The 20,797-nt window shown below is 67.8% G+C and carries 25 protein-coding genes; 13 read left to right on the plus strand and 12 right to left on the minus strand.

Annotated features, from left to right (window positions below; translation table 11 throughout):
- Nucleotides 1-77: 77 nt before the first annotated feature.
- Nucleotides 78-1,676 carry an ABC-F family ATP-binding cassette domain-containing protein gene (locus tag AC3ENO_RS13290; RefSeq protein WP_434971078.1) on the plus strand — a complete coding sequence of 533 codons (1,599 nt, stop codon included), beginning with the start codon at nucleotides 78-80 and terminating at the stop codon, nucleotides 1,674-1,676.
- Nucleotides 1,677-1,693: 17 nt separating this feature from the next.
- Here the strand turns inward: AC3ENO_RS13290 and AC3ENO_RS13295 are convergent, their stop codons facing one another.
- From AC3ENO_RS13295 to AC3ENO_RS13310, 4 genes are all read right to left on the minus strand, one after another.
- A complete protein-coding gene (locus AC3ENO_RS13295; RefSeq protein WP_434971079.1) occupies nucleotides 1,694-2,533 on the minus strand; it encodes an SURF1 family cytochrome oxidase biogenesis protein in 840 nt (279 codons plus the stop codon).
- Entirely contained in the window at nucleotides 2,530-2,733 is a 204-nt protein-coding gene (locus AC3ENO_RS13300; RefSeq protein WP_434971080.1) for a hypothetical protein, read from the minus strand. Before AC3ENO_RS13300 ends, AC3ENO_RS13295 begins: the two co-directional genes overlap by 4 nt.
- Complete coding sequence (locus tag AC3ENO_RS13305) at nucleotides 2,723-3,085, minus strand: DUF3099 domain-containing protein (RefSeq protein ID WP_434971081.1); 363 nt, start codon at nucleotides 3,083-3,085, stop codon at nucleotides 2,723-2,725. The genes AC3ENO_RS13300 and AC3ENO_RS13305 overlap by 11 nt, the downstream gene beginning before the upstream one ends.
- 66 nt (nucleotides 3,086-3,151) lie before the next feature.
- On the minus strand, nucleotides 3,152-3,619 hold the full coding sequence (locus tag AC3ENO_RS13310; protein ID WP_434971082.1) for a DUF4190 domain-containing protein: 468 nt from the start codon (nucleotides 3,617-3,619) through the stop codon (nucleotides 3,152-3,154).
- Nucleotides 3,620-3,760: 141 nt separating this feature from the next.
- Between AC3ENO_RS13310 and fabG the strand changes: the two genes are divergently transcribed.
- Nucleotides 3,761-4,471 (plus strand): 3-oxoacyl-ACP reductase FabG, encoded by a 711-nt coding sequence (fabG, locus tag AC3ENO_RS13315; protein WP_434971083.1) that lies wholly within the window; start codon nucleotides 3,761-3,763, stop codon nucleotides 4,469-4,471.
- A gap of 6 nt (nucleotides 4,472-4,477) precedes the next feature.
- Here the strand turns inward: fabG and AC3ENO_RS13320 are convergent, their stop codons facing one another.
- From AC3ENO_RS13320 to AC3ENO_RS13330, 3 genes are all read right to left on the minus strand, one after another.
- Nucleotides 4,478-5,176, minus strand: coding sequence for an alpha/beta fold hydrolase (locus AC3ENO_RS13320; protein WP_434971084.1), 699 nt, complete (start codon nucleotides 5,174-5,176; stop codon nucleotides 4,478-4,480).
- An 84-nt stretch (nucleotides 5,177-5,260) separates the two neighbouring features.
- Nucleotides 5,261-5,896: a phosphoserine phosphatase SerB gene (serB, locus tag AC3ENO_RS13325; protein WP_434971103.1), complete on the minus strand. Its 636-nt coding sequence runs from the start codon at nucleotides 5,894-5,896 to the stop codon at nucleotides 5,261-5,263.
- A gap of 44 nt (nucleotides 5,897-5,940) precedes the next feature.
- Complete coding sequence (locus AC3ENO_RS13330) at nucleotides 5,941-7,182, minus strand: glucose-1-phosphate adenylyltransferase (RefSeq protein WP_434971085.1); 1,242 nt, start codon at nucleotides 7,180-7,182, stop codon at nucleotides 5,941-5,943.
- A gap of 47 nt (nucleotides 7,183-7,229) precedes the next feature.
- Here AC3ENO_RS13330 and glgA point away from each other — a divergent pair, with 47 nt between their 5' ends.
- From glgA to AC3ENO_RS13350, 4 genes are all read left to right on the plus strand, one after another.
- Nucleotides 7,230-8,453, plus strand: coding sequence for a glycogen synthase (gene glgA / locus AC3ENO_RS13335; RefSeq protein WP_434971086.1), 1,224 nt, complete (start codon nucleotides 7,230-7,232; stop codon nucleotides 8,451-8,453).
- A gap of 10 nt (nucleotides 8,454-8,463) precedes the next feature.
- A complete protein-coding gene (locus AC3ENO_RS13340) occupies nucleotides 8,464-9,252 on the plus strand; it encodes an ABC transporter ATP-binding protein (protein ID WP_434971087.1) in 789 nt (262 codons plus the stop codon).
- Between the two features lie 86 nt (nucleotides 9,253-9,338).
- Nucleotides 9,339-9,596, plus strand: a complete 258-nt coding sequence (locus AC3ENO_RS13345; protein WP_434971088.1) for a type B 50S ribosomal protein L31 — start codon at nucleotides 9,339-9,341, stop codon at nucleotides 9,594-9,596.
- A gap of 111 nt (nucleotides 9,597-9,707) precedes the next feature.
- On the plus strand, nucleotides 9,708-10,607 hold the full coding sequence (locus AC3ENO_RS13350) for an alpha/beta fold hydrolase (protein ID WP_434971089.1): 900 nt from the start codon (nucleotides 9,708-9,710) through the stop codon (nucleotides 10,605-10,607).
- On the opposite strand, the gene AC3ENO_RS13355 is transcribed toward AC3ENO_RS13350, so the two are convergent.
- A complete protein-coding gene (locus AC3ENO_RS13355; RefSeq protein ID WP_434971090.1) occupies nucleotides 10,567-11,121 on the minus strand; it encodes a CGNR zinc finger domain-containing protein in 555 nt (184 codons plus the stop codon). The genes AC3ENO_RS13350 and AC3ENO_RS13355 overlap by 41 nt on opposite strands.
- An 89-nt stretch (nucleotides 11,122-11,210) precedes the next feature.
- Here AC3ENO_RS13355 and AC3ENO_RS13360 point away from each other — a divergent pair, with 89 nt between their 5' ends.
- On the plus strand, nucleotides 11,211-12,203 hold the full coding sequence (locus AC3ENO_RS13360; protein WP_434971091.1) for an EamA family transporter: 993 nt from the start codon (nucleotides 11,211-11,213) through the stop codon (nucleotides 12,201-12,203).
- Here the strand turns inward: AC3ENO_RS13360 and AC3ENO_RS13365 are convergent.
- The 3 genes from AC3ENO_RS13365 to AC3ENO_RS13375 form a co-directional block, all read right to left on the minus strand.
- Entirely contained in the window at nucleotides 12,175-12,648 is a 474-nt protein-coding gene (locus AC3ENO_RS13365; RefSeq protein ID WP_434971092.1) for an Lrp/AsnC family transcriptional regulator, read from the minus strand. The two genes, AC3ENO_RS13360 and AC3ENO_RS13365, sit on opposite strands and share 29 nt — an antisense overlap.
- A gap of 115 nt (nucleotides 12,649-12,763) precedes the next feature.
- The gene (locus AC3ENO_RS13370) at nucleotides 12,764-13,372 is read right to left on the minus strand and encodes a histidine phosphatase family protein (protein WP_434971093.1); all 609 of its coding nucleotides are present in this window, start codon (nucleotides 13,370-13,372) and stop codon (nucleotides 12,764-12,766) included.
- Nucleotides 13,369-14,253: a Sir2 family NAD-dependent protein deacetylase gene (locus AC3ENO_RS13375; protein WP_434971094.1), complete on the minus strand. Its 885-nt coding sequence runs from the start codon at nucleotides 14,251-14,253 to the stop codon at nucleotides 13,369-13,371. The genes AC3ENO_RS13370 and AC3ENO_RS13375 overlap by 4 nt, the downstream gene beginning before the upstream one ends.
- Nucleotides 14,254-14,355: 102 nt before the next feature.
- Between AC3ENO_RS13375 and AC3ENO_RS13380 the strand changes: the two genes are divergently transcribed.
- Entirely contained in the window at nucleotides 14,356-15,168 is an 813-nt protein-coding gene (locus AC3ENO_RS13380) for a TrmH family RNA methyltransferase (protein ID WP_434971095.1), read from the plus strand.
- On the opposite strand, the gene AC3ENO_RS13385 is transcribed toward AC3ENO_RS13380, so the two are convergent.
- Nucleotides 15,143-15,991 (minus strand): SGNH/GDSL hydrolase family protein, encoded by an 849-nt coding sequence (locus AC3ENO_RS13385; RefSeq protein WP_434971096.1) that lies wholly within the window; start codon nucleotides 15,989-15,991, stop codon nucleotides 15,143-15,145. The genes AC3ENO_RS13380 and AC3ENO_RS13385 overlap by 26 nt on opposite strands.
- A 70-nt stretch (nucleotides 15,992-16,061) precedes the next feature.
- On the opposite strand from AC3ENO_RS13385, the gene AC3ENO_RS13390 reads away from it, so the two are divergent.
- From AC3ENO_RS13390 to AC3ENO_RS13410, 5 genes are all read left to right on the plus strand, one after another.
- Complete coding sequence (locus tag AC3ENO_RS13390; protein ID WP_434971097.1) at nucleotides 16,062-17,909, plus strand: DEAD/DEAH box helicase; 1,848 nt, start codon at nucleotides 16,062-16,064, stop codon at nucleotides 17,907-17,909.
- A 113-nt stretch (nucleotides 17,910-18,022) separates the two neighbouring features.
- Complete coding sequence (locus AC3ENO_RS13395; protein ID WP_434971098.1) at nucleotides 18,023-19,105, plus strand: VIT1/CCC1 transporter family protein; 1,083 nt, start codon at nucleotides 18,023-18,025, stop codon at nucleotides 19,103-19,105.
- Nucleotides 19,106-19,180: 75 nt separating this feature from the next.
- A complete protein-coding gene (locus AC3ENO_RS13400; protein ID WP_434971099.1) occupies nucleotides 19,181-19,846 on the plus strand; it encodes a DsbA family oxidoreductase in 666 nt (221 codons plus the stop codon).
- Nucleotides 19,843-19,983 (plus strand): hypothetical protein, encoded by a 141-nt coding sequence (locus AC3ENO_RS13405; protein ID WP_434971100.1) that lies wholly within the window; start codon nucleotides 19,843-19,845, stop codon nucleotides 19,981-19,983. The genes AC3ENO_RS13400 and AC3ENO_RS13405 overlap by 4 nt, the downstream gene beginning before the upstream one ends.
- Before the next feature lie 170 nt (nucleotides 19,984-20,153).
- Nucleotides 20,154-20,797 (plus strand): hypothetical protein (locus tag AC3ENO_RS13410; protein WP_488185784.1); only part of this gene is annotated, 644 nt, incomplete at its 3' end.

Consider the following 20,797-nt stretch of genomic DNA (forward strand, 5'->3'; position numbering starts at 1 on the left):
CGTATTGCGACCTATACTAGGGGGCTGGCTATCTGCCGCCCTTGTACCCTTCTCACTCAACGAAACGGACTATTGCTGTGCTCGCCGTGCACGACCTCGAAATCCGGGTGGGCGCCCGTGTGCTCATGTCGGACGTGTCGTTTCGGGTCGGTCCCGGCGACAAGGTCGGTCTCGTGGGACGCAACGGCGCCGGTAAGACGACGCTGACGAAGGTGCTCGCGGGCGATCTGCTGCCGGCCGCGGGGCGCGTGGATCGAAGCGGGGAGCTCGGCTACCTCCCGCAGGACCCGCGATCGGGAAACCCCGAGGATCTCGCGCGCACCCGCATCCTGGATGCCCGGGGGCTGGGGCAGCTTGCGATCGGGATGCACGAGGCGAGCCTGGCGATGGCCGACGACGACCCGGACGTGGCAGCACGGGCCATGCGCCGCTACGGCTCGCTGACCGAGCGGTTCGAAGCGCTCGGCGGATATGCCGCCGAGGCGGAGGCCGCCTCGATCGCCCACAATCTGGCGCTGCCCGATCGCATCCTCGACCAGCCGCTCAGCACCCTTTCGGGCGGTCAGCGTCGACGGATCGAGCTCGCCCGCATTCTGTTCTCCGATGCGCAGACGATGATCCTCGACGAGCCGACGAACCACTTGGATGCTGACAGTGTCGTCTGGCTCCGCGACTTCCTGGGTACCTACAAGGGCGGACTCATCGTCATCTCCCACGATGTCGAACTGGTCGGCGAAACCGTCAACCGCGTCTTCTACCTCGATGCGAACCGCCAGGTCATCGACATCTACAACATGACGTGGAAGAACTACCTCCGCCAGCGCGTCGCCGATGAGGAGCGCCGCAAGAAGGAGCGCGCCAACGCGGAGAAGAAGGCGACCGCCCTGCAGCAGCAGGCGGCAAAGTTCGGCGCGAAGGCAACGAAGGCGGCTGCCGCGCACCAGATGCTCGCTCGCGCCGAGAAGCTGCTGTCGGGGCTCGACGAGGTCCGACAAGACGACCGCGTCGCCAAGCTCCGGTTCCCGAAGCCGGCGGCATGCGGCAAGACACCGCTGATGGCATCCAACCTGTCGAAGTCGTACGGGTCGCTGGAGATCTTCACGGATGTCGACCTCGCCATCGACCGCGGATCGAAGGTGGTCGTGCTCGGCCTCAACGGCGCCGGCAAGACGACCCTGCTGCGGATCCTCGCGGGCGTCGACCGACCCGACACCGGACAGGTCGAGCCGGGGCACGGCCTGAAGATCGGCTACTACGCGCAGGAGCACGAGAACCTCGACGTCACGCGCTCGGTCCTGGACAACATGATGTCGGCAGCACCCGACATCACGGCGACCGAGGCCCGCAAGGTGCTCGGGTCGTTCCTGTTCACCGGCGATGACGTCCTCAAGCCCGCGGGCGTGCTCTCGGGTGGCGAGAAGACCCGTCTTTCGCTCGCCACGCTCGTCGTCTCCAGCGCCAACGTGCTTCTGCTCGACGAGCCGACGAACAACCTCGATCCGGCATCACGGGACGAGATCCTCGGCGCGCTCGCGCACTACGAGGGGGCGGTGGTGCTCGTCTCCCACGATGAGGGAGCCGTCGAAGCCCTCAATCCGGAGCGCGTGCTCATCCTGCCGGATGGCGTCGAAGACATCTGGGGTCGCGACTACATCGACCTCATCACGCTGGCCTGAACCCGGTTCCGAGAGGATCAGCTGGGGAGCCGGTCGAGGATCTCGTCCTCCTCGGCCATATCGCGGTCGACGCGACGCTGCGTGCGCAGCGGTCGCGGAGAATCCTCCGCGTCCTCGCGGCGGTGGTGGAGCTCGGTGCGGATGACGTACCCGATGAACAAGAACCCCATCACAGCGAACAGAATCCACTGAATCGCATACGACAGGTGCGGGCCGGGGTCTTCGGAGGGGGAGGCCAGCGCATTGGGCACCGACGCCGGGGCGGGTGTCTCGGAGACCATGATCCCGTACGCGCTCGTGATGACGGAGGGATCGCCCCCGAGAGCATCGGCGATCAGCGGAAGGTGGATCGTCGGCACTTGGCCCTCGGGCGCATCAGTGCGTCCCGAACGGGGGAGGGATTCGCCCGGGCGCAGACGGGCGGTGACTTCCACCGTGCCGCCTGGCGGCGCGGGAACGGCGCTGGGGGAGCTGTTCTCCGCCGGTGGGACCCACCCTCGATTGATGAGCAGAATGCGCCCATCCTGGGTCTGGAAGGGCACGAGAACTTCGAAGGCTGCAGTGCCGCCGTGGGGGCGGTTGCGCACCAGGACGGTGTCGTCGGTGAGATAGGTGCCCACCAGGTCGACCGGATGCCACTCGCTGTCGATCGGGAGATCACCCGTCATCGGCACGAGCTCGTTGAGCGGAGCCGGTTCGGCGTCGTAGTTCGCCGCGATCAACGCAAGCTGCCTCGACCGCTCGGTGTTGCGTTCGAACTGCCAGTTCGCGAGAAACCCACACGCGATCGCGAACAGGACTGCCACGCCGACATACGCCGTCCATCGCACCGCGGCGGGTGCCTGTCGGCGACTCACGATGGTTCCGTCGCGAAGGCGTCCACCGTGAGCGGGAAGGAGCGCGCCGCCAGGAACTCGCGGAGGTAGTCGACGTGGTCATCGCACGCGAGCCACGTCTTGCTGCGGTCACCGGTATGGATACGGGGATTGCGCCATCGGATGCTCCACCGCGCCGATTCCCGGCATCCGGCCCGTGAGCACGGCGCCTCAGCGGTCACGTGAGGGCTCCTGCGGGCTCTCGTCGATCCGAATGATCCGCGTGGCGGGCGCAGCGGCACGAGGGACGGGTTCCGCTCGGGGAGCCTCGATCATGCGCTCGGGCCCCAGGGCCGTCGGTGCGGTCATGTTCGCGCTGACGTTGGCGACGACGACGGCAAGGTAGGGCAGAAAGATCGCCATGGCGGCGAAGACCCAGGTGTACCAGCTGTAGGGCGTCACGAACAAGACGAGGGCGAAGCACACGAGACGGATGCCCATCATGATCAGGTACGTCGTCGAACGCTTGCCCGCGTCTTCCTTCGGCGCCCTCGGTAGCGACGTCGCCGGCTGCGGTCTGGTGGGAGTTTTCACGGTCCTTCCAGAGTACGCCGCACCGCCCCGACGGGATCCGTCGGGGCGGCCTTTGTGGCGTGCGTGTCAGGACGTGCGGACGGTCAACTCGCTGGCGTTCGCGAAGATCACGCCGAACCAGGCGATCAGGGCGATGACACCGATGATCGCGAGTCCGAGGGTGACCCAGCCGATGATGACGCCCGCGAGTCCGAGACCGCGACCGTTCTCGCCCGTGCGCTTGATCTGGCTGAGCGACATGTGGCCGGTGATGATGCCGACGATCTGACCGATGACCGGGATAACGAACACGCCCACGAGCGAGGAGACCAGCGACACGATCGCGAGGGTGTTCGTCTTCGGCCCCTGGGGGTATGCAGCGTACGCGGGAGCTGCGCTGTAGGCGGGCGGCGCGGCGGGAGTGCCGTAGGCGGGAGGTGCCGGGGGGACCGGCGGCGGGTAGGAGGCGGGTGCGCCCGGATCCGCGGCGGGCGGTGTCGGGGCCGCGTGTGCCGGCTGCTCGTCGGGGTTCGCGGGGGTGTTCGGGTCGCTCACGATTCGGCCTTTCTGACACGCATCCGCACGATGTTTCGTGCTGTCACCAGCGTTCCAGGAGCCCCATGGTGTGTCAACGTGGACGGTAGTCTGGGGCGGTCCCGCCCGATCGCGGGTCGCACCGACGACAGGAGATGCCGTATGTCCACCGATCACGTCGTTCTCGTCACCGGAGGCAACCGCGGTATCGGCCGCGCCATTGCCGAGCGGTTCGTCGCTGCGGGATACCGGGTCGCCGTGACCGCGCGATCCGGGGAGGGTCCGGAGGGCACGCTGACGGTACGGGCCGATGTGACGGATGCCGCGGCCGTCGACGCCGCCTTCACGGAGGTCGAACGTGAGCTCGGCCCCGTGACGATCGTCGTCGCGAACGCCGGGATCACGAAGGACACCCTGCTGCTGCGGATGACCGAGGACGACTTCGACGACGTGGTGGCCACAAACCTCGGTGGCGCCTTCCGCGTCGTCAAGCGCGCCGCCAAGGGCATGCTGCGCGCCAAGTGGGGTCGCGTCATCCTGATCTCCAGCGTCGTCGGCCTGTATGGCTCGCCCGGTCAGATCAACTACGCGTCTTCCAAGAGCGGGCTCGTCGGGTTCGCCCGGTCGCTCACTCGCGAGCTCGGCGGCCGCGCGATCACGGCGAATGTCGTGGCTCCGGGGTTCATTGAGACAGACATGACGGCCGAACTGCCGGAAGAGACGCAGGCTCAGTACAAGGCGACGATCCCCGCGGGGCGTTTCGCCACACCCGACGAGGTCGCGGGAGTGGTCACGTGGCTGGCGTCGGACGATGCCGCCTACATCTCGGGAGCCGTGATCCCGGTCGACGGCGGACTCGGCATGGGGCACTGACCCCTGTCAGTGCTCCCGAATCGCTGACACGATCCGGTCAGCGAGTTCGCGGGGGATCGAGAACTGGGGCCAGTGGCCCGAGGCGATCTCGACGATCGACAGCTGGTCGATGGCGACGAGTTCCGCCGCCCACGCCGGCTGGCTCTCGAGGTACCCGCTCATCTCATCGGCGCTGGCGGTGCCCATGAGGATCGTTGTCGGGATGCGGTGGCGCCGGGGGTCGCTCAGGGCGATCGGGTCGGTGGGCACGCGTGCGGGGACCGACAGCGCCTTTTGTGCAACCGTCGCGCGCACCGCGTCCGAAAGGTCGTGGATCTCGGTCTCCTCGAACGCGTCCCAGCCCGGGAACGGTACGACGCCGTCGACGACGGGGAACTCCCAGATGACTCCGCCCGGGAGAGGGGGAATGGTATCCACCAGAATCACCCGTGCGATGAGGTCGGGGCGCTGATCCGCGGCGCCCCACGCGACGTTGCCACCGCCGCTGTGGCCCACGACGACGACGGGTTCGCCGAGTCGGTCGATGACGGCAACGACGGCATCCACCCAGTCCGCGATGCCGACCTCGCTCGAGGCCTCGGCGGGTTCGCCGAGGCCGGGAAGTGTGACGGCGTGCGTGTCATGCCCCGCGGCGCGGAGTCGGGCGGCGACGTCGTCCCATGACGCTGCGTCGAGCCACAGACCGGGAACCAGGATGATGTTCATGGCGTCACGCTAGCTCAGGTCACCGACAGGGCGAGGTGGGGAGTCGCCCTGGACCGCGGAGTGCAGTCCCGCAGCCGCGGGGGATCAGCGAGGAAGAAGGGGAAGGATCTCTCGCAGATCCACCGGCTCCACGACCAGATTGGCCTGGTCGCGCACGGCGGGTTTCGCGTTGAACGCGACGCCGAGCCCGGCCACTCTCATCATGCGCAGGTCGTTGGCGCCGTCTCCGACGGCGATGGTTCGCGACAGCGGCAGGTCGAGCGACAGCGCCCATTCCTGGAGCGTGGCGGCCTTGCCGTCGGCGTCCACGATGTCGCCGTCGACGACGCCCGTGAGCGCACCGTCTGACGCGCCGAGGCGATTCGCGCGCCAGCGGTCCACTCCGAGCGGGGGTGCGATGTGGTCCAGCACTTCATGGAATCCGCCGGAGACGACGCCCACGACGCCGCCGCGGGCGTGCACTCCGCCGATGAACTCGGCCGCGCCGGTCGTCGGCTCCACGCGCGCCCGTACCCGCGTGAACGCCTCGAGCGGCACACCCTTCAGCGCCGACACCCGGCTGCGCAGGCTCTCCGCGAAGTCGACCTCGCCGCGCATCGCCGCTTCTGTGGCGGCGGCGACGTCGGCACCGCGTCCCGCCTCGTCGGCGATGAGCTCGATCACTTCGTTGCGCAGCAGCGTCGAGTCGGCGTCGAGGACCACAAGGAATCGGGCGGGCATCACCCGACTACGCTACCGGCCCCGTCCGGCTCACGATGTCCTCGTCAGCGTTCGACGACCACGCCCTTGCCCACGACGGTGATCCCCGAGTCGGTAACGGTGAAGCCGCGCTCCAGGTCGTGGGCACGGTCCACTCCGATCGTCGCACCGTCGGCGACGACGACGTTCTTGTCGAGGATCGCGCGGTGCACCCGCGCCCCCGGACCGACGCGGACATAGTCGAACAGCACCGCATCCGTGATCGTCGACCCTCCTGCCGCGAGCGTCCAGGGGCCGACGACGCTGCGCTCCAGGTGCGTGCCCGACAGCACCGAGCCGAGCGAGACGACCGAGTCGATCGCGGTGCCGATCCGGCCGACCGAGTCGCGCACGAACTTCGCCGGCGGAGAGTTGACGGTCTGCGAGTGGATCGGCCAGTCGGTGTTGTACAGGTTGAAGATCGGCAGCGTCGAGATGAGATCCATGTGGGCGTCGAAGAACGAGTCGATCGTTCCGACATCTCGCCAGTAGGACCGGTCGCGGTCCGTGGAACCGGGGACGTCATTGAGCTTCATGTCGTAGACGCTCGCTTCGCCGCGCCCCACGAAGTAGGGGACGATGTCACCGCCCATGTCGTGGTTCGAGGTGGGGATCTCCCCGTCGGCTTCGACCGCCTCGATCAGCGCATCCGTGTCGAAGATGTAGTTACCCATCGATGCGAGAACCTCGTGCGGTGCATCCGCGAGACCTGTCGGATTCTGCGGCTTCTCGAGAAACTCGCGAATCCGGGTCGATCCGGGCTCGACGTCGATGACCCCGAACTGGTTTGCGAGGGCGATGGGCTGACGGATGCCGGCAACGGTCGCACGTGCACCCGAAGCGATGTGGGCGTCGAGCATCTGCCGGAAGTCCATCCGGTACACGTGGTCGGCGCCGATCACGATGACGATGTCGGGCTGCTCGTCGATGATCAAGTTCATCGACTGCAAGATGGCGTCCGCCGACCCCGAGAACCACCGCTTGCCCAGCCGCTGCTGGGCAGGCACGGATGCCACGTACGAGCTGAGCATCGGCGACATCCGCCAGGTCTGCGAGATATGGCGGTCGAGGCTGTGGGACTTGTACTGCGTGAGAACGACGATCTGCCGCAGCCCCGAGTTGATGAGGTTGGAGATGGCGAAGTCGATCAACCGGTACTGGCCGCCGAACGGAACCGCGGGTTTGGCGCGGTCGGCAGTCAGCGGCATCAGCCGCTTGCCCTCTCCACCGGCGAGGACGATTCCGAAGACCTTCGGCGATGTAGCCATATGCCCACACTATGCCGCTCGGAGACCCCTGTACTAGCGTTCGACACATGCGCGTCGACATCGTCACCAAGGAATACCCGCCGGAGATCTATGGCGGCGCAGGAGTTCACGTTGCCGAGCTGGTCAAGGCCCTCCGAGGCCTTCCCGCACCCCACTCGCCGCGAGGCGAGCCGCTGACCGTCCAGGTGCGGGCTTTCGGGGCCGAGCGCGACGAGGCCGACACCCGCTCCTATGCGACTCCCGCAGAGCTGAGCGGCGCCAACGCCGCGATCCAGACGATGGGAACGGATCTGCTGATCGTGGACGACGTCGCCGGCGCCGACGTCGTGCATTCGCACACCTGGTATGCGAACTTCGCCGGGCACGTGTCCGGGCTCTTGCACGGGATCCCGCACGTGGTGACGGCGCACAGCCTCGAGCCGCTCCGGCCTTGGAAGGCCGAGCAGCTCGGAGGCGGGTACGCCGTCTCGAGCGAGATCGAACGCACCGCCTACCACGGTGCGGCCGCGATCGTCGCAGTCAGTGAGGGGATGCGTGCAGACATCCTGCGCAGCTACCCGGACCTCGACCCGGACAAGATCCGGGTGATCTACAACGGGATCGACACCGAGCAGTGGCATCCGACCGAGGACGCCCAGACGCTCTCGGCGCTCGGCATCGACCCGAGCCGTCCGTCGGTCGTGTTCGTGGGGCGCATCACCCGTCAGAAGGGCTTGCCCTACCTGCTGCGGGCAGCCGAGCGCCTGGATCCCGAGGTCCAACTGATCCTGTGCGCAGGTGCCCCTGACACGCCGGAGATCCTGGCCGAGGTCGAAGGCTTGGTCCGCGGTCTGCAGGAGACCCGCGACGGGGTCATCTGGATCGACCGCCACCTCAGTCGCCACGAGCTGTGCGTGGCTCTGACCGCGGCCACGACCTTCGTGTGTCCCTCCATCTACGAACCGCTCGGGATCGTCAACCTCGAAGCGATGGCCTGCGGTGCCGCCGTCGTGGGCACCGCGACCGGCGGGATTCCCGAGGTCGTCGCCGACGGCGTCACCGGGCGGCTCGTGCCGATCGAGCAGGTCGCCGACGGCACCGGAACGCCGCTTGATGCCGAGGCGTTCGTCGCCGATCTGGCGCGCGTGCTCAACGAGGTCGTCCGCGACCCGGCAGCCGCGCAGGCCTATGGTCGCGCCGGTCGCGAGCGCGCTGCGTCGGAGTTCAGCTGGCAGCGCATCGCTGAACAAACCGCCGCGCTCTACGCCGAGGTCACCGGCGCCGCCAGATAGGCTGGAACGCATGGCTCAGGTGCTCGAATTCTCCGACGTCGTCGTCCGCAGAAACGCCAGAGACATCATCGATCACCTGGACTGGACCGTCTCGGACGACGAGCGCTGGGTCGTCCTGGGGCCCAACGGCGCCGGTAAGACAACGCTCCTCGAACTGTCGGCCTCGCTCCTGCATCCGACGTCGGGCCGCGTGAGCATCCTGGGGGAGCGCGTCGGGCGGACCGATGTGTTCGAACTGCGCCCGCGCGTCGGTTTCGCCTCGACGTCGATGGCCCGTCGCATCCCCGCCGACGAGACGGTGCTGGATGTCGTGATGACCGCGGCCTACGCCGTGATGGGTCGTTGGCGCGAAGAGTACGACCAGGTCGACATCCGTCGTGCGATGCGCGTCCTCGCCGAGTGGCAGCTCGACGATCTCGCGACGCGCACCTTCGGCACGCTTTCCGACGGCGAGCAGAAGCGGGTCCAGATCGCCCGAGCGGTGATGACCGACCCCGAGCTGCTGCTCCTGGACGAGCCCACGGCGAGCCTGGACCTCGGTTCTCGCGAAGAGCTCCTGACGCTCCTCAGCGGTTACGCGGCGGAGCCGACGACTCCCGCCATGGTCATGGTGACCCATCACGTCGAAGAGATCCCCGCGGGCTTCACGCACGTGCTCCTGCTCCGCGAGGGCGGAGTCGTCGCATCCGGGCCGCTGCACGAGACGTTGACCGAAGATGCCCTGAGCACCGCTTTCGGGGTGCCGATCGCACTGCATCAGGGCGGCGGCCGCTTCGCCGCGCGCGCGAAGACGAACTGATCGGCATCCGTATCCGGACCTGGTAGACTCGTACTTTGGTGCCAACGCACCGAAGACTTTCTTTCCCCACCTCGGCAAGGAACCCCATGAAGACTGACATCCACCCCGACTACCAGGCGGTCGTGTTCCGTGACCTCGGTTCCGGCGAGACGTTCCTGACGCGTTCTACGGTCACCAGCGACAAGACGATCGAGCTCGACGGGGTCGAATACCCCGTGATCGACGTCGAGATCTCGTCTGCGTCGCACCCGTTCTACACCGGCAAGCAGCGCATCCTCGACTCGGCCGGTCGCGTCGAGAAGTTCAACCAGCGCTTCAAGAACTTCGGCAGCTCGAGCAAGTAAGCCCAGCCGCCGCACGAAGACCCCGCCTTCGGGTGGGGTCTTCGTCGTTCCGGCACACTCGGATGCGGGGCGCCGCGGAGGAGGCGGGGAAGGTCTCACTAGACTCGTCGGGTGCCTGCCCCGCATCCGTACGCCGCGCGCTTGGACGAGATCCCGGTGACTCGCCGCGACGTCCGCGTGCTCGGCGGCTCGACGGCGTTCTGGGACTACGGGCCTGTCGACGCGCCGGTGACGATCGTCGCCGTTCACGGGTTTCGTGGCGAGCATCACGGCCTCGAACCCGTCGTCGCCTACCTGCCGACAGTCCGTGTCATTTCGCCGGACCTGCCGGGTTTCGGTGAGACCCCGCCGATCTCCGGCCGGCGACACGATGTCGTGCTGTATGCCGAGTGGTTGACGGCGTTCGTCGCGCAGGTCGCTCCCGGGGCGGTCATCCTCGGACACTCGTTCGGCTCGATCGTCGCGGCAGCGGCCGTGGCCGCGGGCCTGGAGACGCCTCGTCTGATCCTCGTCAATCCGATCGGCGCGCCGGCTCTGGAAGGACCTCGCGGGATCCTGACGCGCCTCGCCGTCTTCTACTACTGGGCCGGGGCCCGGATGCCGAACAGGGCCGGAACCGCACTGCTACGCAACGGCGCCATTGTGCGTGTCATGAGCGTCTCGATGGCCAAGACGAAAGACCCCGCGCTCCGGCGGTTCATCCACGACCAGCACGACACCTACTTCTCGCGATTCGCGGATCGAGACGTGCTGCATGACGCGTTCGTCGCGTCGGTTTCACACGACGTCCGCGAGTTCGCCCCGAGCATCACACAGCCCACTCTGTTGATCGCTGCCGACCGCGACGACATCACGCCGATCGAGGCTGAGCGCGTCCTCGCGGGGCTGTTCCCCAGCGCCACGCTGGTCGAGATCGCCGGCGTCGGGCACCTGATCCACTACGAGACGCCGGAACCGGCGGCTGCGGCGATCAGGAGCTTTCTCGCGCTCGACGAGCCCGATACGCGATGACGTTCATGCGGTTGCCGCAGTTGCCGGTGTCGCAATAGCGCTTCGACCGGTTGCGCGAGAAGTCCACGAGGACGCCGTCGCAGTCATCTGCCTCACACACGAGGATGCGATCGTACTCATCCATCCGGATGACCTCGACGAACGCCATGGCGGTCTCCACGAGAATGCGGGTGGCCAGCGGCGCGTCGTCGTCTGAGGCGTGTACGTGCCAGTCGTAGTCGTCATGGATGACGAGCTGGGGCAGCGCCTCCCCGTCGCGAAGCATCGCGTTCACGAGCGGGACTGCTCCTTCACGATCCGTACCCCACAGCATCCGAAGCCGGGTGCGGATGCCGCGCACCGCCTCCCGCTCCTGTCGTGTCCGCGAGATCGTGCCGCTGTAGGGGTAGCGGGCGAGGAACTCGTCGTAGTCCTGCGCGGTCATCAAGGAGTCGTCTGCGTCCCCGAGCGGGAGGGTGTTGACGAGGTCGACCGCCGCGCGGAGCGCCATCTCGGTGTCATGGATAAAGACCATGTTGACTCCTGACATCGGGAGGGGATACTGTGTCGCTCGTGACCAGTGTGTCACGAGTGTCACCCCATTTCACTCCTGACAGGCTGCCCATGTCCGCTCCGACCGCTCCGCGACCCGTTCTCGCTGCTGCGCCACACCGCCACTCGTCCGTGGCAGGCCTTGCTATCGGCCTCCTGTCTGCGCTCAGCTTCGCATCGTCGGGCAGCTTCATGAAGCCCCTGATGGAGGCCGGCTGGAGTCTCGGTGCCACGCTGCTGTTACGGATGGGCGGAGCTGCGCTCATCCTCGCGCCGGTGCTGATCATCACCCTCCGCCGCCGCCCCGGATTCCTCGTCACGCACGGCCTGCTGATCGTGGCATTTGGACTGACGGGAGTCGCGGGCTGTCAGATCTTCTATTTCGCTGCGCTGCAACGGATGCCGGTCGCGATGGCTCTGCTCATCCAATACCTCGCTCCCGTCCTTCTCGTCGGCCTCGCCTGGGCGCGCACGCGGCGCGCACCCTCCCGCCGGATCCTCGTCGGTTCCGCCCTCGCGATCGTCGGCCTCATCCTCGTCGTGGACATCGCCGGCGCGAGCTTCGACCTGATCGGAACGCTTCTCGCGCTGGCGGCTGCGGCGTGTACCGCCGCCTACTTCCTCATCGCTGAGAAGACCGGGGACGACATTCCGCCGCTCGCTCTGGCATCGGGCGGCCTGATCACCGGTGCGCTGCTCATGGGCGTGCTCGTGGGGACCGGCATGTTCGCGTTCACAGCTCCCGCGGTCGATGTCGTGCTCGCCGGCATCAGTGTGCCCTGGTACGTGCCGATCGTGTGGGTGATCGTCGTCGCCACGGCCGGCGGATACGCATTCGGCGTCCGCGCGGGCTCCATGTTGGGCTCGCGGGTGGCGTCCTTCGTCGGGCTGACCGAGGTGTTGTTCGCCCTCCTGATCGCGTGGCTCGTGATCGCGGAGGTACCCACCGTGCTCCAGGCCGTCGGGGGAGCGATGATCCTGGCGGGCGTCGTTCTCGTTCGTTCGGATCCCGGCGAGGCAGCGCGTGAGGAGACGGCTAGCGCTCCTCTCGTGCCAGCTCCATGAGTGGGCCGACGCGGTAACCGATCACCTCTCCCATCACCAGTGATGTCTCGGTGCGCTCGACACCCTCGATGGCGAGGATGCGGGCATCCGTGTCGAACAGGTGTTGTGTGTCCCGACAGGCGACGCGCACCAGCAGATCGATCGTCCCGCTGAGCCCGTGAACCTGCACGATCTCGGGAATCTCGGTCAGTTCAGCGGTGATGCGGGGAAGCTCGGCCTGACGCACCGTGACGCTCAGGAACGCCTCGATCGGGAATCCGAGAGCGGTCGGAGAGATCGCCCGTTCGTACGACAGGAACACACCCGCCTTGTCGAGTCTGGACATACGGGCTTGCACCGTGTTGCGCGAGAGGCCGAGCCGATCCGAGAGGGCGACGACGGTTGCGCGGGGATCGGCGGCGAGCGCGGCCAGGAGCTCCAGGTCCACATGATCGAGAGTGGTCATATCGCGGAAGGCTACCATTCCGCGCAGCTCCGTATTGCTCATGTTGCTCACAATGTCATCACAACACTGAGCGTGCTGCGTAGTGGATTCGACGGAGCGCCTCGGTCTGCGCAGATCACAGGGACATCAGCGAGCCGGCATAGTCGACGAGCGCAAGTCCCTCGGGTGTGGAACGGAAGGTGTAATGGGAGCCGTTTGCGAGGCGCTCTTCACGGGCGGGCAGTCGCCCGCCGCTGACGTGATGGATCACCGAGCGGATGAAGGCGCCGTGAGTGACGACGAACACCCGGGCGAGGTCCGGCCGGAGCGCGAGAGCGTCGACCGTGACCGTCTCCAGCGCGGCGAACGCGCGAGCGTGCAACTGCTCACGCGACTCGGCACCGGGAACCTGCGCGGTGTACCAGTCGCCCCACAGGCGTGCGAAGTCGCTCACGGACTGCCCCTCGGCCTCGCCGTATCCACGCTCACGGAGACCGGGATAGGCGCGTGGGGCCTCGGCCTGCCATTCGTCGGCGATGATCTGCGCCGTCTCGCGTGCGCGCGACAGATCGCTGCTCACGATATACGCCGATGCGGCGTCGGGGAGGGTCTGTGACAACCGCCGCGCGGTCTGCCGGGCCTGCTCGCGGCCGGTGTCGTTGAGAGGGATGTCCGTGCTGCCCTGAATGAGGCGAGCGCGGTTCCAGTCCGTCTCTCCGTGGCGAATCAGTGTGAGGTGGGTCACCTCTCGAGACTACCGGCCAGCTCCCGTTGACCTGCCGGGGCGACAAGCCCCTCGAACAGTGCGGTGAGGACCTCTGAGGTGCCACCGTCGATCTTCACCGTGGCGCGAGCGTCGGCGCGTGTCTGGCCGCGATTGATGATCACGATCGGGATGCGCCGGCGCCGGGCCCGCTCGAGCAGCCGGATGCCGGAATTGACGACGAGAGACGAGCCCGCGATCACTAGTGCGTCGCTGCTGAGGACCAGTTGTTCGGCCTCGCGGAACTTCGTCGCGGGAATATACTCGCCGAAAAACACGACGTCGGGCTTCAGCATGCCCGCGCAGACCGAGCAATCCGGGACGACGAATCCCTCTGTCGTCTCCGGGGTGACATCGCCATCGGGGCCGAGGGGCAGTTCGTGCGTCGTGAGGAGCCAGGGGTTGTCGCCCTCAACCCGCGACGAGAGATCGCGACGGTCGAAGACCTGGCCGCAGCGTGTGCAGAAGACGCGCCGCATCGTGCCGTGCAACTCGACGACCCGACGGCTCCCGGCGCGCACGTGAAGACCGTCGACGTTCTGGGTGATGACCCCGGTGGCGACACCGTGCTCTTCGAGTGCGGCGATCGCGCGATGTCCGGCGTTCGGCTCCGCGGCGGCGAAGCTGCGCCAGCCGAGGTGCGAACCCACCCAGTACCGCCGACGTGCCGATTCGCTTCCGAGGAACTGCTCGACCGTCATGGGCGTGCGCGCGGGTGCGCCTTTGCCGCGGTAGTCGGGGATTCCGGAGTCGGTCGAGACGCCTGCACCGGTGAGGATCGTCATGGTGCGGCCGTCGAGCACGCGCAGCGCGTGGGCGAGGGCTTCGGGAACAGCGGTGGTGGTGCCGTCGATGAGCGACATCCCCGCCTCCTCTGCCTCGCCTTCTGGAGAGTCTAGAGACCGCGCTTTTCGGGGATGTTACGTGCAGCTGAGGTGGGGCCCTGCGGATGGGAGGATCGAAGGATGCATCGCGTCGACATCATCGACGCCGGCGATCCCCGGCTGGCCGACTATCGCGATCTGACCGATGTCGCGCTGCGCCGCAGGCTGGAACCCGCTGGCGGGCTCTACATCGCCGAATCATCGAAGGTGATTGCGCGTGCGCTGCGCGCGGGCCACCGTCCGCGGTCGGTCCTGACGCAGGAGAAGTGGCTCGACGACCTCGGCCCGCTGCTGGCCGCGCATCCGGATGTTCCGATCTACGTCGTCGAGGCCCGCGTGGCCGAGCAGCTCACCGGATTCGCGGTGCACCGCGGTGCGATGGCGGCGATGCATCGACCGGTGATGCCATCGCCGTCCGATCTCCTGCAGCACGCCAGTGTCGTCGTGGTCCTCGAGGACATCGTCGATCACACGAACGTCGGAGCGATCTTCCGCGCGTGCGCCGGCCTGGGCGCCGATGCCGTGCTCGTGTCGCCTCGGTGCGCGGATCCGCTCTACCGGCGAAGCGTCCGGGTGAGCATGGGGACGGTGTTCCAGGTGCCGTGGACCCGCCTCCCGGACTGGGGCGAGACCCGCCGGGTGCTCCACGACGCGGGATTCGTCCTCGCCGCCCTTGCGCTGAGCGACGACGCCGTGCCGCTGGAGGAGTTCTCGCCGCCCTCCCGCGTCGCGCTCATGCTCGGGGCCGAGGGCGATGGACTGACACCGCAGGCGCTGGCCGTCGCCGACACCGTGGTCACCATCCCGATGGCGGGCGGCGTGGACTCGCTCAACGTGGCGGCGGCGAGTGCGGTCGCGCTCTGGGCGCTCAGGCATCCTCGGTCGGGGGCATGACCGATTCGGTCGTGACGATGGGCAGGGGCTTCGGGCGCTTCGCGGTCACGTTGTCGCCCGAGGACTGGTGGCGGAGTCGGCGCAGAACCCAGGGCACCAGGTGGGTCCGCGCCCACACGAGGTCGTCGGCGCGCGCCTCGCGCCACGTGCGCGTCGGAAACGGGTCGGGCTGCATCGGCACCAGGTCGTTTGGAACATTCAGGGCCCGAAGCACCATCCGCGCGACCTCATGATGACCGAGGGAGTTCAGGTGTAGCCGGTCGTCATCGAAGAAGCGCGGATCCTGGATCTCCTTGAGAGACCACTGGTCGGCCACGATGCAGTCGTAGCGATCGGCGATGGCCCGCAGGTTCTCGTTGTAGATGGCGATCTTGCCGCGGAAGGCGCGGAACACGGGGGTGAAGTTGGTGTCGATGCCCGTGAAGATCACGACCGTGGCGCCGGCACTGCTGAGACGGACAACGGCATCCTCGAACACCTGAGCGATCTCGTCGGGATCGGTTCCGGGACGGATGACATCGTTGCCGCCCGCGCAGAACGTGATGAGGTCGGGGGAGAGGTCGAGTGCAGGCTCGACCTGCTCCGCAACGATCTGCGCGATCAGCTTGCCGCGCACCGCGAGGTTGGCGTACGCGAAGTCTTCGGTCTGGGCGCCGAGCACCTCTGCGACTCGATCTGCCCACCCGAGGTGCGACCCCGGGCGCCGGGGATCCGGGTCGCCGATGCCCTCCGTGAAGGAGTCACCGAGTGCGACGAACCTGCGCCAAGGATGGGGCTCGCTGTTGGCGACGAAAGGAGTGCGGTGTTCGTCAGTGACCGGCATGATCTGTCCTCCTGGTCGTCTATCGTAGTCGGGCGGTCGACGCGCGACCGTAGGTCGTCGGAGGGGGAGCGTGCACGAGACACCGCCGATCCCGGCATCCGATCAGCCCCGCGGCAGCTTCGCGGCCGAGCACCTGTCGCCGTCCTACCCGCAGCGCGCGCCCTGGGGGACGGCAGGGCGTCTGCGCGCGTGGCAGGCTGAGGCGCTCGACCGGTACTTCGCGATGGATGGCCCGGACGGCCCTGGCGGGGGGCCCCGTGACTTTCTGGCCGCAGCGACCCCCGGCGCGGGCAAGACGACGTTCGCGCTGCGGTTGGCTACCGAGCTGCTGCGGCGCGCCGTCGTCGATCGCGTCGTGGTGGTCGCGCCCACCGAGCACCTCAAGACCCAGTGGGCCGATGCTGCGGCGCGAGTATCGCTGCGCCTTGACCCCCGGTTCAGCAACCGCCACACCCGCCCTGCGCGGCACTATCACGGGGTGGCGGTGACTTATGCGCAGGTTGCGACGAAGGCATCCGTGCATCAACAGGTGACCGAGTCAGCACGCACCCTGGTGATCCTGGACGAAGTGCATCACGGGGGCGACGCCCTGAGCTGGGGAGATGCACTGCGCGAGGCCTTCGGGCGCGCGACGCGGCGGCTGCTGTTGTCGGGGACGCCTTTCCGCAGCGACACCGCGCCTATTCCATTCGTGGAATACCATCCGACCGCCGAGGGGATCCGGGTCTCACGCACCGACTACGACTACGGGTATCGGCGCGCGCTCGAAGACGGCGTCGTCCGACCGGTGCTCTTCCTGGTCTACGCCGGGCACATGCGTTGGCGGACCCGCACCGGCGACGAGATGGAAGCTCAGCTCGGACAGGACAACACGAAGGACATCACTGCGCAGGCGTGGCGGACCGCGCTGGACCCGAGCGGCGACTGGATCCCCGCCGTCCTGCGTTCTGCCGATCGGAGACTCACCGAGGTCCGGGAGCACATTCCGGATGCCGGGGGTCTCGTGATCGCCACCGATCAGACTGCCGCGCGGGCCTATGCGCAGATCCTCGCAGCGGTGACGGGCGAGGACCCGACGGTGGTCCTCTCCGACGAGCCCGAGGCATCCGCGCGCATCGAGGCCTTCGCCGCGGACACCAGCAGGTGGATGGTCGCTGTGCGCATGGTGTCCGAGGGCGTCGATGTGCCGCGGCTGTCGGTCGGGGTGTATGCGACGTCGGCGTCGACGCCGCTGTTCTTCGCCCAGGCGATCGGCCGGTTCGTACGTGCCCGCCGCCGGGGGGAGACGGCGAGCATCTTCCTGCCGAACGTCCCGCCGCTGCTCGCGCTGGCGGGGGAGCTCGAGCGTCAGCGCGATCACGCCCTCGACCGCCCCTCGGACGAGGACGGCGAATGGTCGGCCGAAGACGACATGATGGCTGCGGCCGAGCGAGAGGATGCCGCATCCGATGCGTTGACCGATGAATTCGAGTTCGCGGCGCTCGGGGCTGTGGCGCACTTCGACCGCGTGCTCTTCGACGGCAAGGAGTTCGGTCAGCTCGCAACGCCGGGCACCCCCGAGGAGGAGGAGTTTCTCGGCCTCCCCGGCTTGCTCGAGCCCGAGCACGTGCATGACCTGTTGATGCAGCGACAGGCGAGGCAGAGTCGGCATCGCCACGCGCGGGAGGCGAAGGAGCGACAGGAGGGTGGATCGGAGGGATCGCATCCGTCGCCGCCGCCGGCTCTGCACCGGACTCTGAAGGAGCAGCGACAGCTCCTGAACAGTCTCGTCGGCCTGTACGCGCGACAGTCAGGGGAGCAGCACGGGCACGTTCACGCCGAGCTACGCCGAATCTGCGACGGTCCCGCGGTCTCGCACGCGACGGTCGCGCAGCTGCAGGCGCGCATCGACGTCCTTCGCGCGCGGGTGAGGTCGTGACCGGCAGCTATCGCTTCCGGCGCACCTGGACAGCGCCCCTGCCCGCGTTGTGTCACCGGGGGAGCGAGCGCTGCTCCCCGATACGCTGACGATCAGTCGAGAGAGGACATCCGTTGACCGCTGAGCCGACCGCCTCGGACCGCCGTCTATGGGCGCAATACCTGGTGGACGAGCGCGCGGAGGCTCGCGTCTACCGCGAACTCGCCGCTCGGCGGGAGGGCGAAGTGAGGGCGATTCTCGAGGCGCTCGCAGACGCCGAGCGCCGGCACGAGTCGCACTGGCTGCAGCTACTCGGCGGCGAGCCGGATGCCCTGCCACGTCCCCGACTGTCCACTCGCGCACTGGCCTGGATGGCCCGCCACTTCGGATCGATCTTCGTGCTCGCCCTCGCGCAGAACGCCGAAGCGCGTTCGCCCTACGACAGTGAGCCCTACGCGACGCCGCAGATGGCGGCGGACGAGAAGATCCACCATGAGGTCGTCCGCGGGCTTGCTGCGCGAGGGCGGCGGCGACTCTCGGGAACCTTCCGAGCTGCAGTGTTCGGCGCAAACGACGGCCTCGTCTCGAACCTCGCGCTGGTCATGGGCATCGGCGCCACCGGTGTCGCCCCGCAGTTCGTGCTCTTCAGCGGCATCGCCGGTCTGCTCGCGGGCGCACTGTCTATGGGCGCGGGCGAGTTCGTCTCGGTGCGGTCGCAGCGCGAACTGCTGGCGGCGACGCAACCGAACGATTACGCAGATGACGTGCTGTCCTTTCTCGATCTCGACGCCAATGAACTCGCGTTGGTGTACCGGGCGCGCGGGATGCCCGAGGCCGAAGCGCTTGCCGCGGCGCGCGCGGTCATCGGTGACGCACAGGCCTCCGGTCCGGGAGCCCTCGGGCGGCGAGGGATCACGGTGGGCGGCGATGACGATGTCGTCGGCAGCGCCTGGGGTGCCGCGCTGTCGAGCTTTCTGTTCTTCGCCTCCGGCGCGATCATTCCCGTCCTGCCGTGGATCGTGGGGCTGTCCGGAGTCGCGGCGATCGTCACGGCGCTCGTGCTCGTGGGCCTTGCCCTCCTGACCACGGGCGCCATGGTGGGGCTGCTCTCCGGTGCTCCCCCTCTGAAACGAGCGCTGCGGCAGCTGGCGATCGGCTTCGGCGCCGCGGCCGTGACGTATGTGCTGGGCCTTCTGTTCGGGGTGACGCTCGGCTGATCTCGGGCACCGCAGGCCGCTCGATGGGAGCCCGGTCGGGGAATAGTGGTCGTTCGGGTGCGGTTGCCGTGTGGCATGAGCGAGTCTTCTGTTGCTGCCCCGGTCAAGGTCGATGTCTGGTCCGATGTGCAGTGTCCGTGGTGCTACATCGGAAAGCGCCGGTTCGAGAGGGCAGTTGCTGCCTCGGGAGTGCCGGTCGAGATCGAGTACCACTCATTCGAGCTGGCACCGGACACGCCCGTGGACTACGACGGGTCTCCGGTGCAGTACCTGTCGGAGCGGAAGGGCATCTCCCCGCAGCAGGCCGCGCAGATGGTTGAGCGGGTGACGACGCTTGCAGCCGGCGAGGGGCTCGCGTACGACTACGACCACATCCATCAGACGAACACGATCAAGGCCCACGAGCTCCTCCACTACGCGAAGGCGCGCGGTGTGCAGGAGGCGATGAAGGAGGCGCTCCTCAAGGCGTACTTCGTCGACGGTGGCCATGTCGGCCGGATCCCCGACCTCGCCGAGCTGGCCGCGACGGTGGGATTGGACCGCGATGACGTCGCCAGGGCACTGGAGGCGGGGGAGTACACCGCAGCAGTGAAAGCGGATGTCGCGCAGGCCGCCGCGTACGGCATCCAGGGTGTTCCGTTCTACGTCTTCGACGGAAAGTACGGCGTGTCCGGGGCGCAGGAGAGCGACACGTTCGCGCAGGTCCTTGCCCAGGTGGCGGCAGAGCGGACGCCGGCGTGAGCGGTTCGCCCCTGGATGCGCCGGGGAGCGCGCAGCCGTTCACAATGCTCGGCGATGCCGGCGTGGTCTGTGACGGCGACACGTGCATCGTTCCGGGCCTCGCGGACGACGCCGAAGGGACCGACGCGGTCTCGTAGCTCGTACCACATCCTCCGACGTTGTGCGAGGGGATGGGGGCATCGGTCCTGCGGCGCGATGCTCGGTCTCGCAGGATGCAGTCCACTCGTTCTCGGGAGCGAGGCTGCCCGCGTGGGTGTCTCCTGAGAGCGAGCGGCCCAGAGCCGGAAGACCAGAAGGGAGCGACCCTGTGTCTACTGCACGAGACATCATGGCCAGCGGCGCGCGAATCGACTGCGGGCAGGGGCCGTGCGGGGCAAGAAGATCGTCGGGGCCGGGGTTTCGCGTTCGCCTCGTGGGTCTGATCGCCGCGATGGTTGCGATCCTTGTGGCGGCACCAGGATGCGGCTTCATCGGCGACCTCGGGCACGAACGATTCCCCGCAAACCCTGACATCTATCGATTCTCGGCCGGTGACGGCGTCAACGTGGAGGGCGTCGGCCCTCTTGCGGTGCGCAACGTCCTGGTGGTTGCGAACGAGGCGGGGAGCGAAGGCAGTCTCGTCGCCGCCGTGGTCAACAACACTGACGAGGACCACATCCTCACCATCGCTGTGGGTGGTTCCGACCGGACCGCGCTCACGCTCCGCATCCCGGCCGAGTCCGTCGTGAGTTTCGGAGATGACCCGTGGCTCGAGGATCCGCCCGTGTTGGAGGATCTTGGAGCGATCCCTGGGTCGATGGTGGAGATCTACTTCCAGGCCGGTCGATCCGAAGGAGTCGTCGAGGAGGTTCCCGTGCTGAGTGGATGTCTGGCGTACCTCGACGGTCTCGAACCCGGTAGCGCCCGAGACTCCGAGGAGTGTCCGGTCGGCGACGAGGTGCAGCCGGTGCC

This window comes from Microbacterium sp. bgisy207 (genome assembly GCF_057706855.1).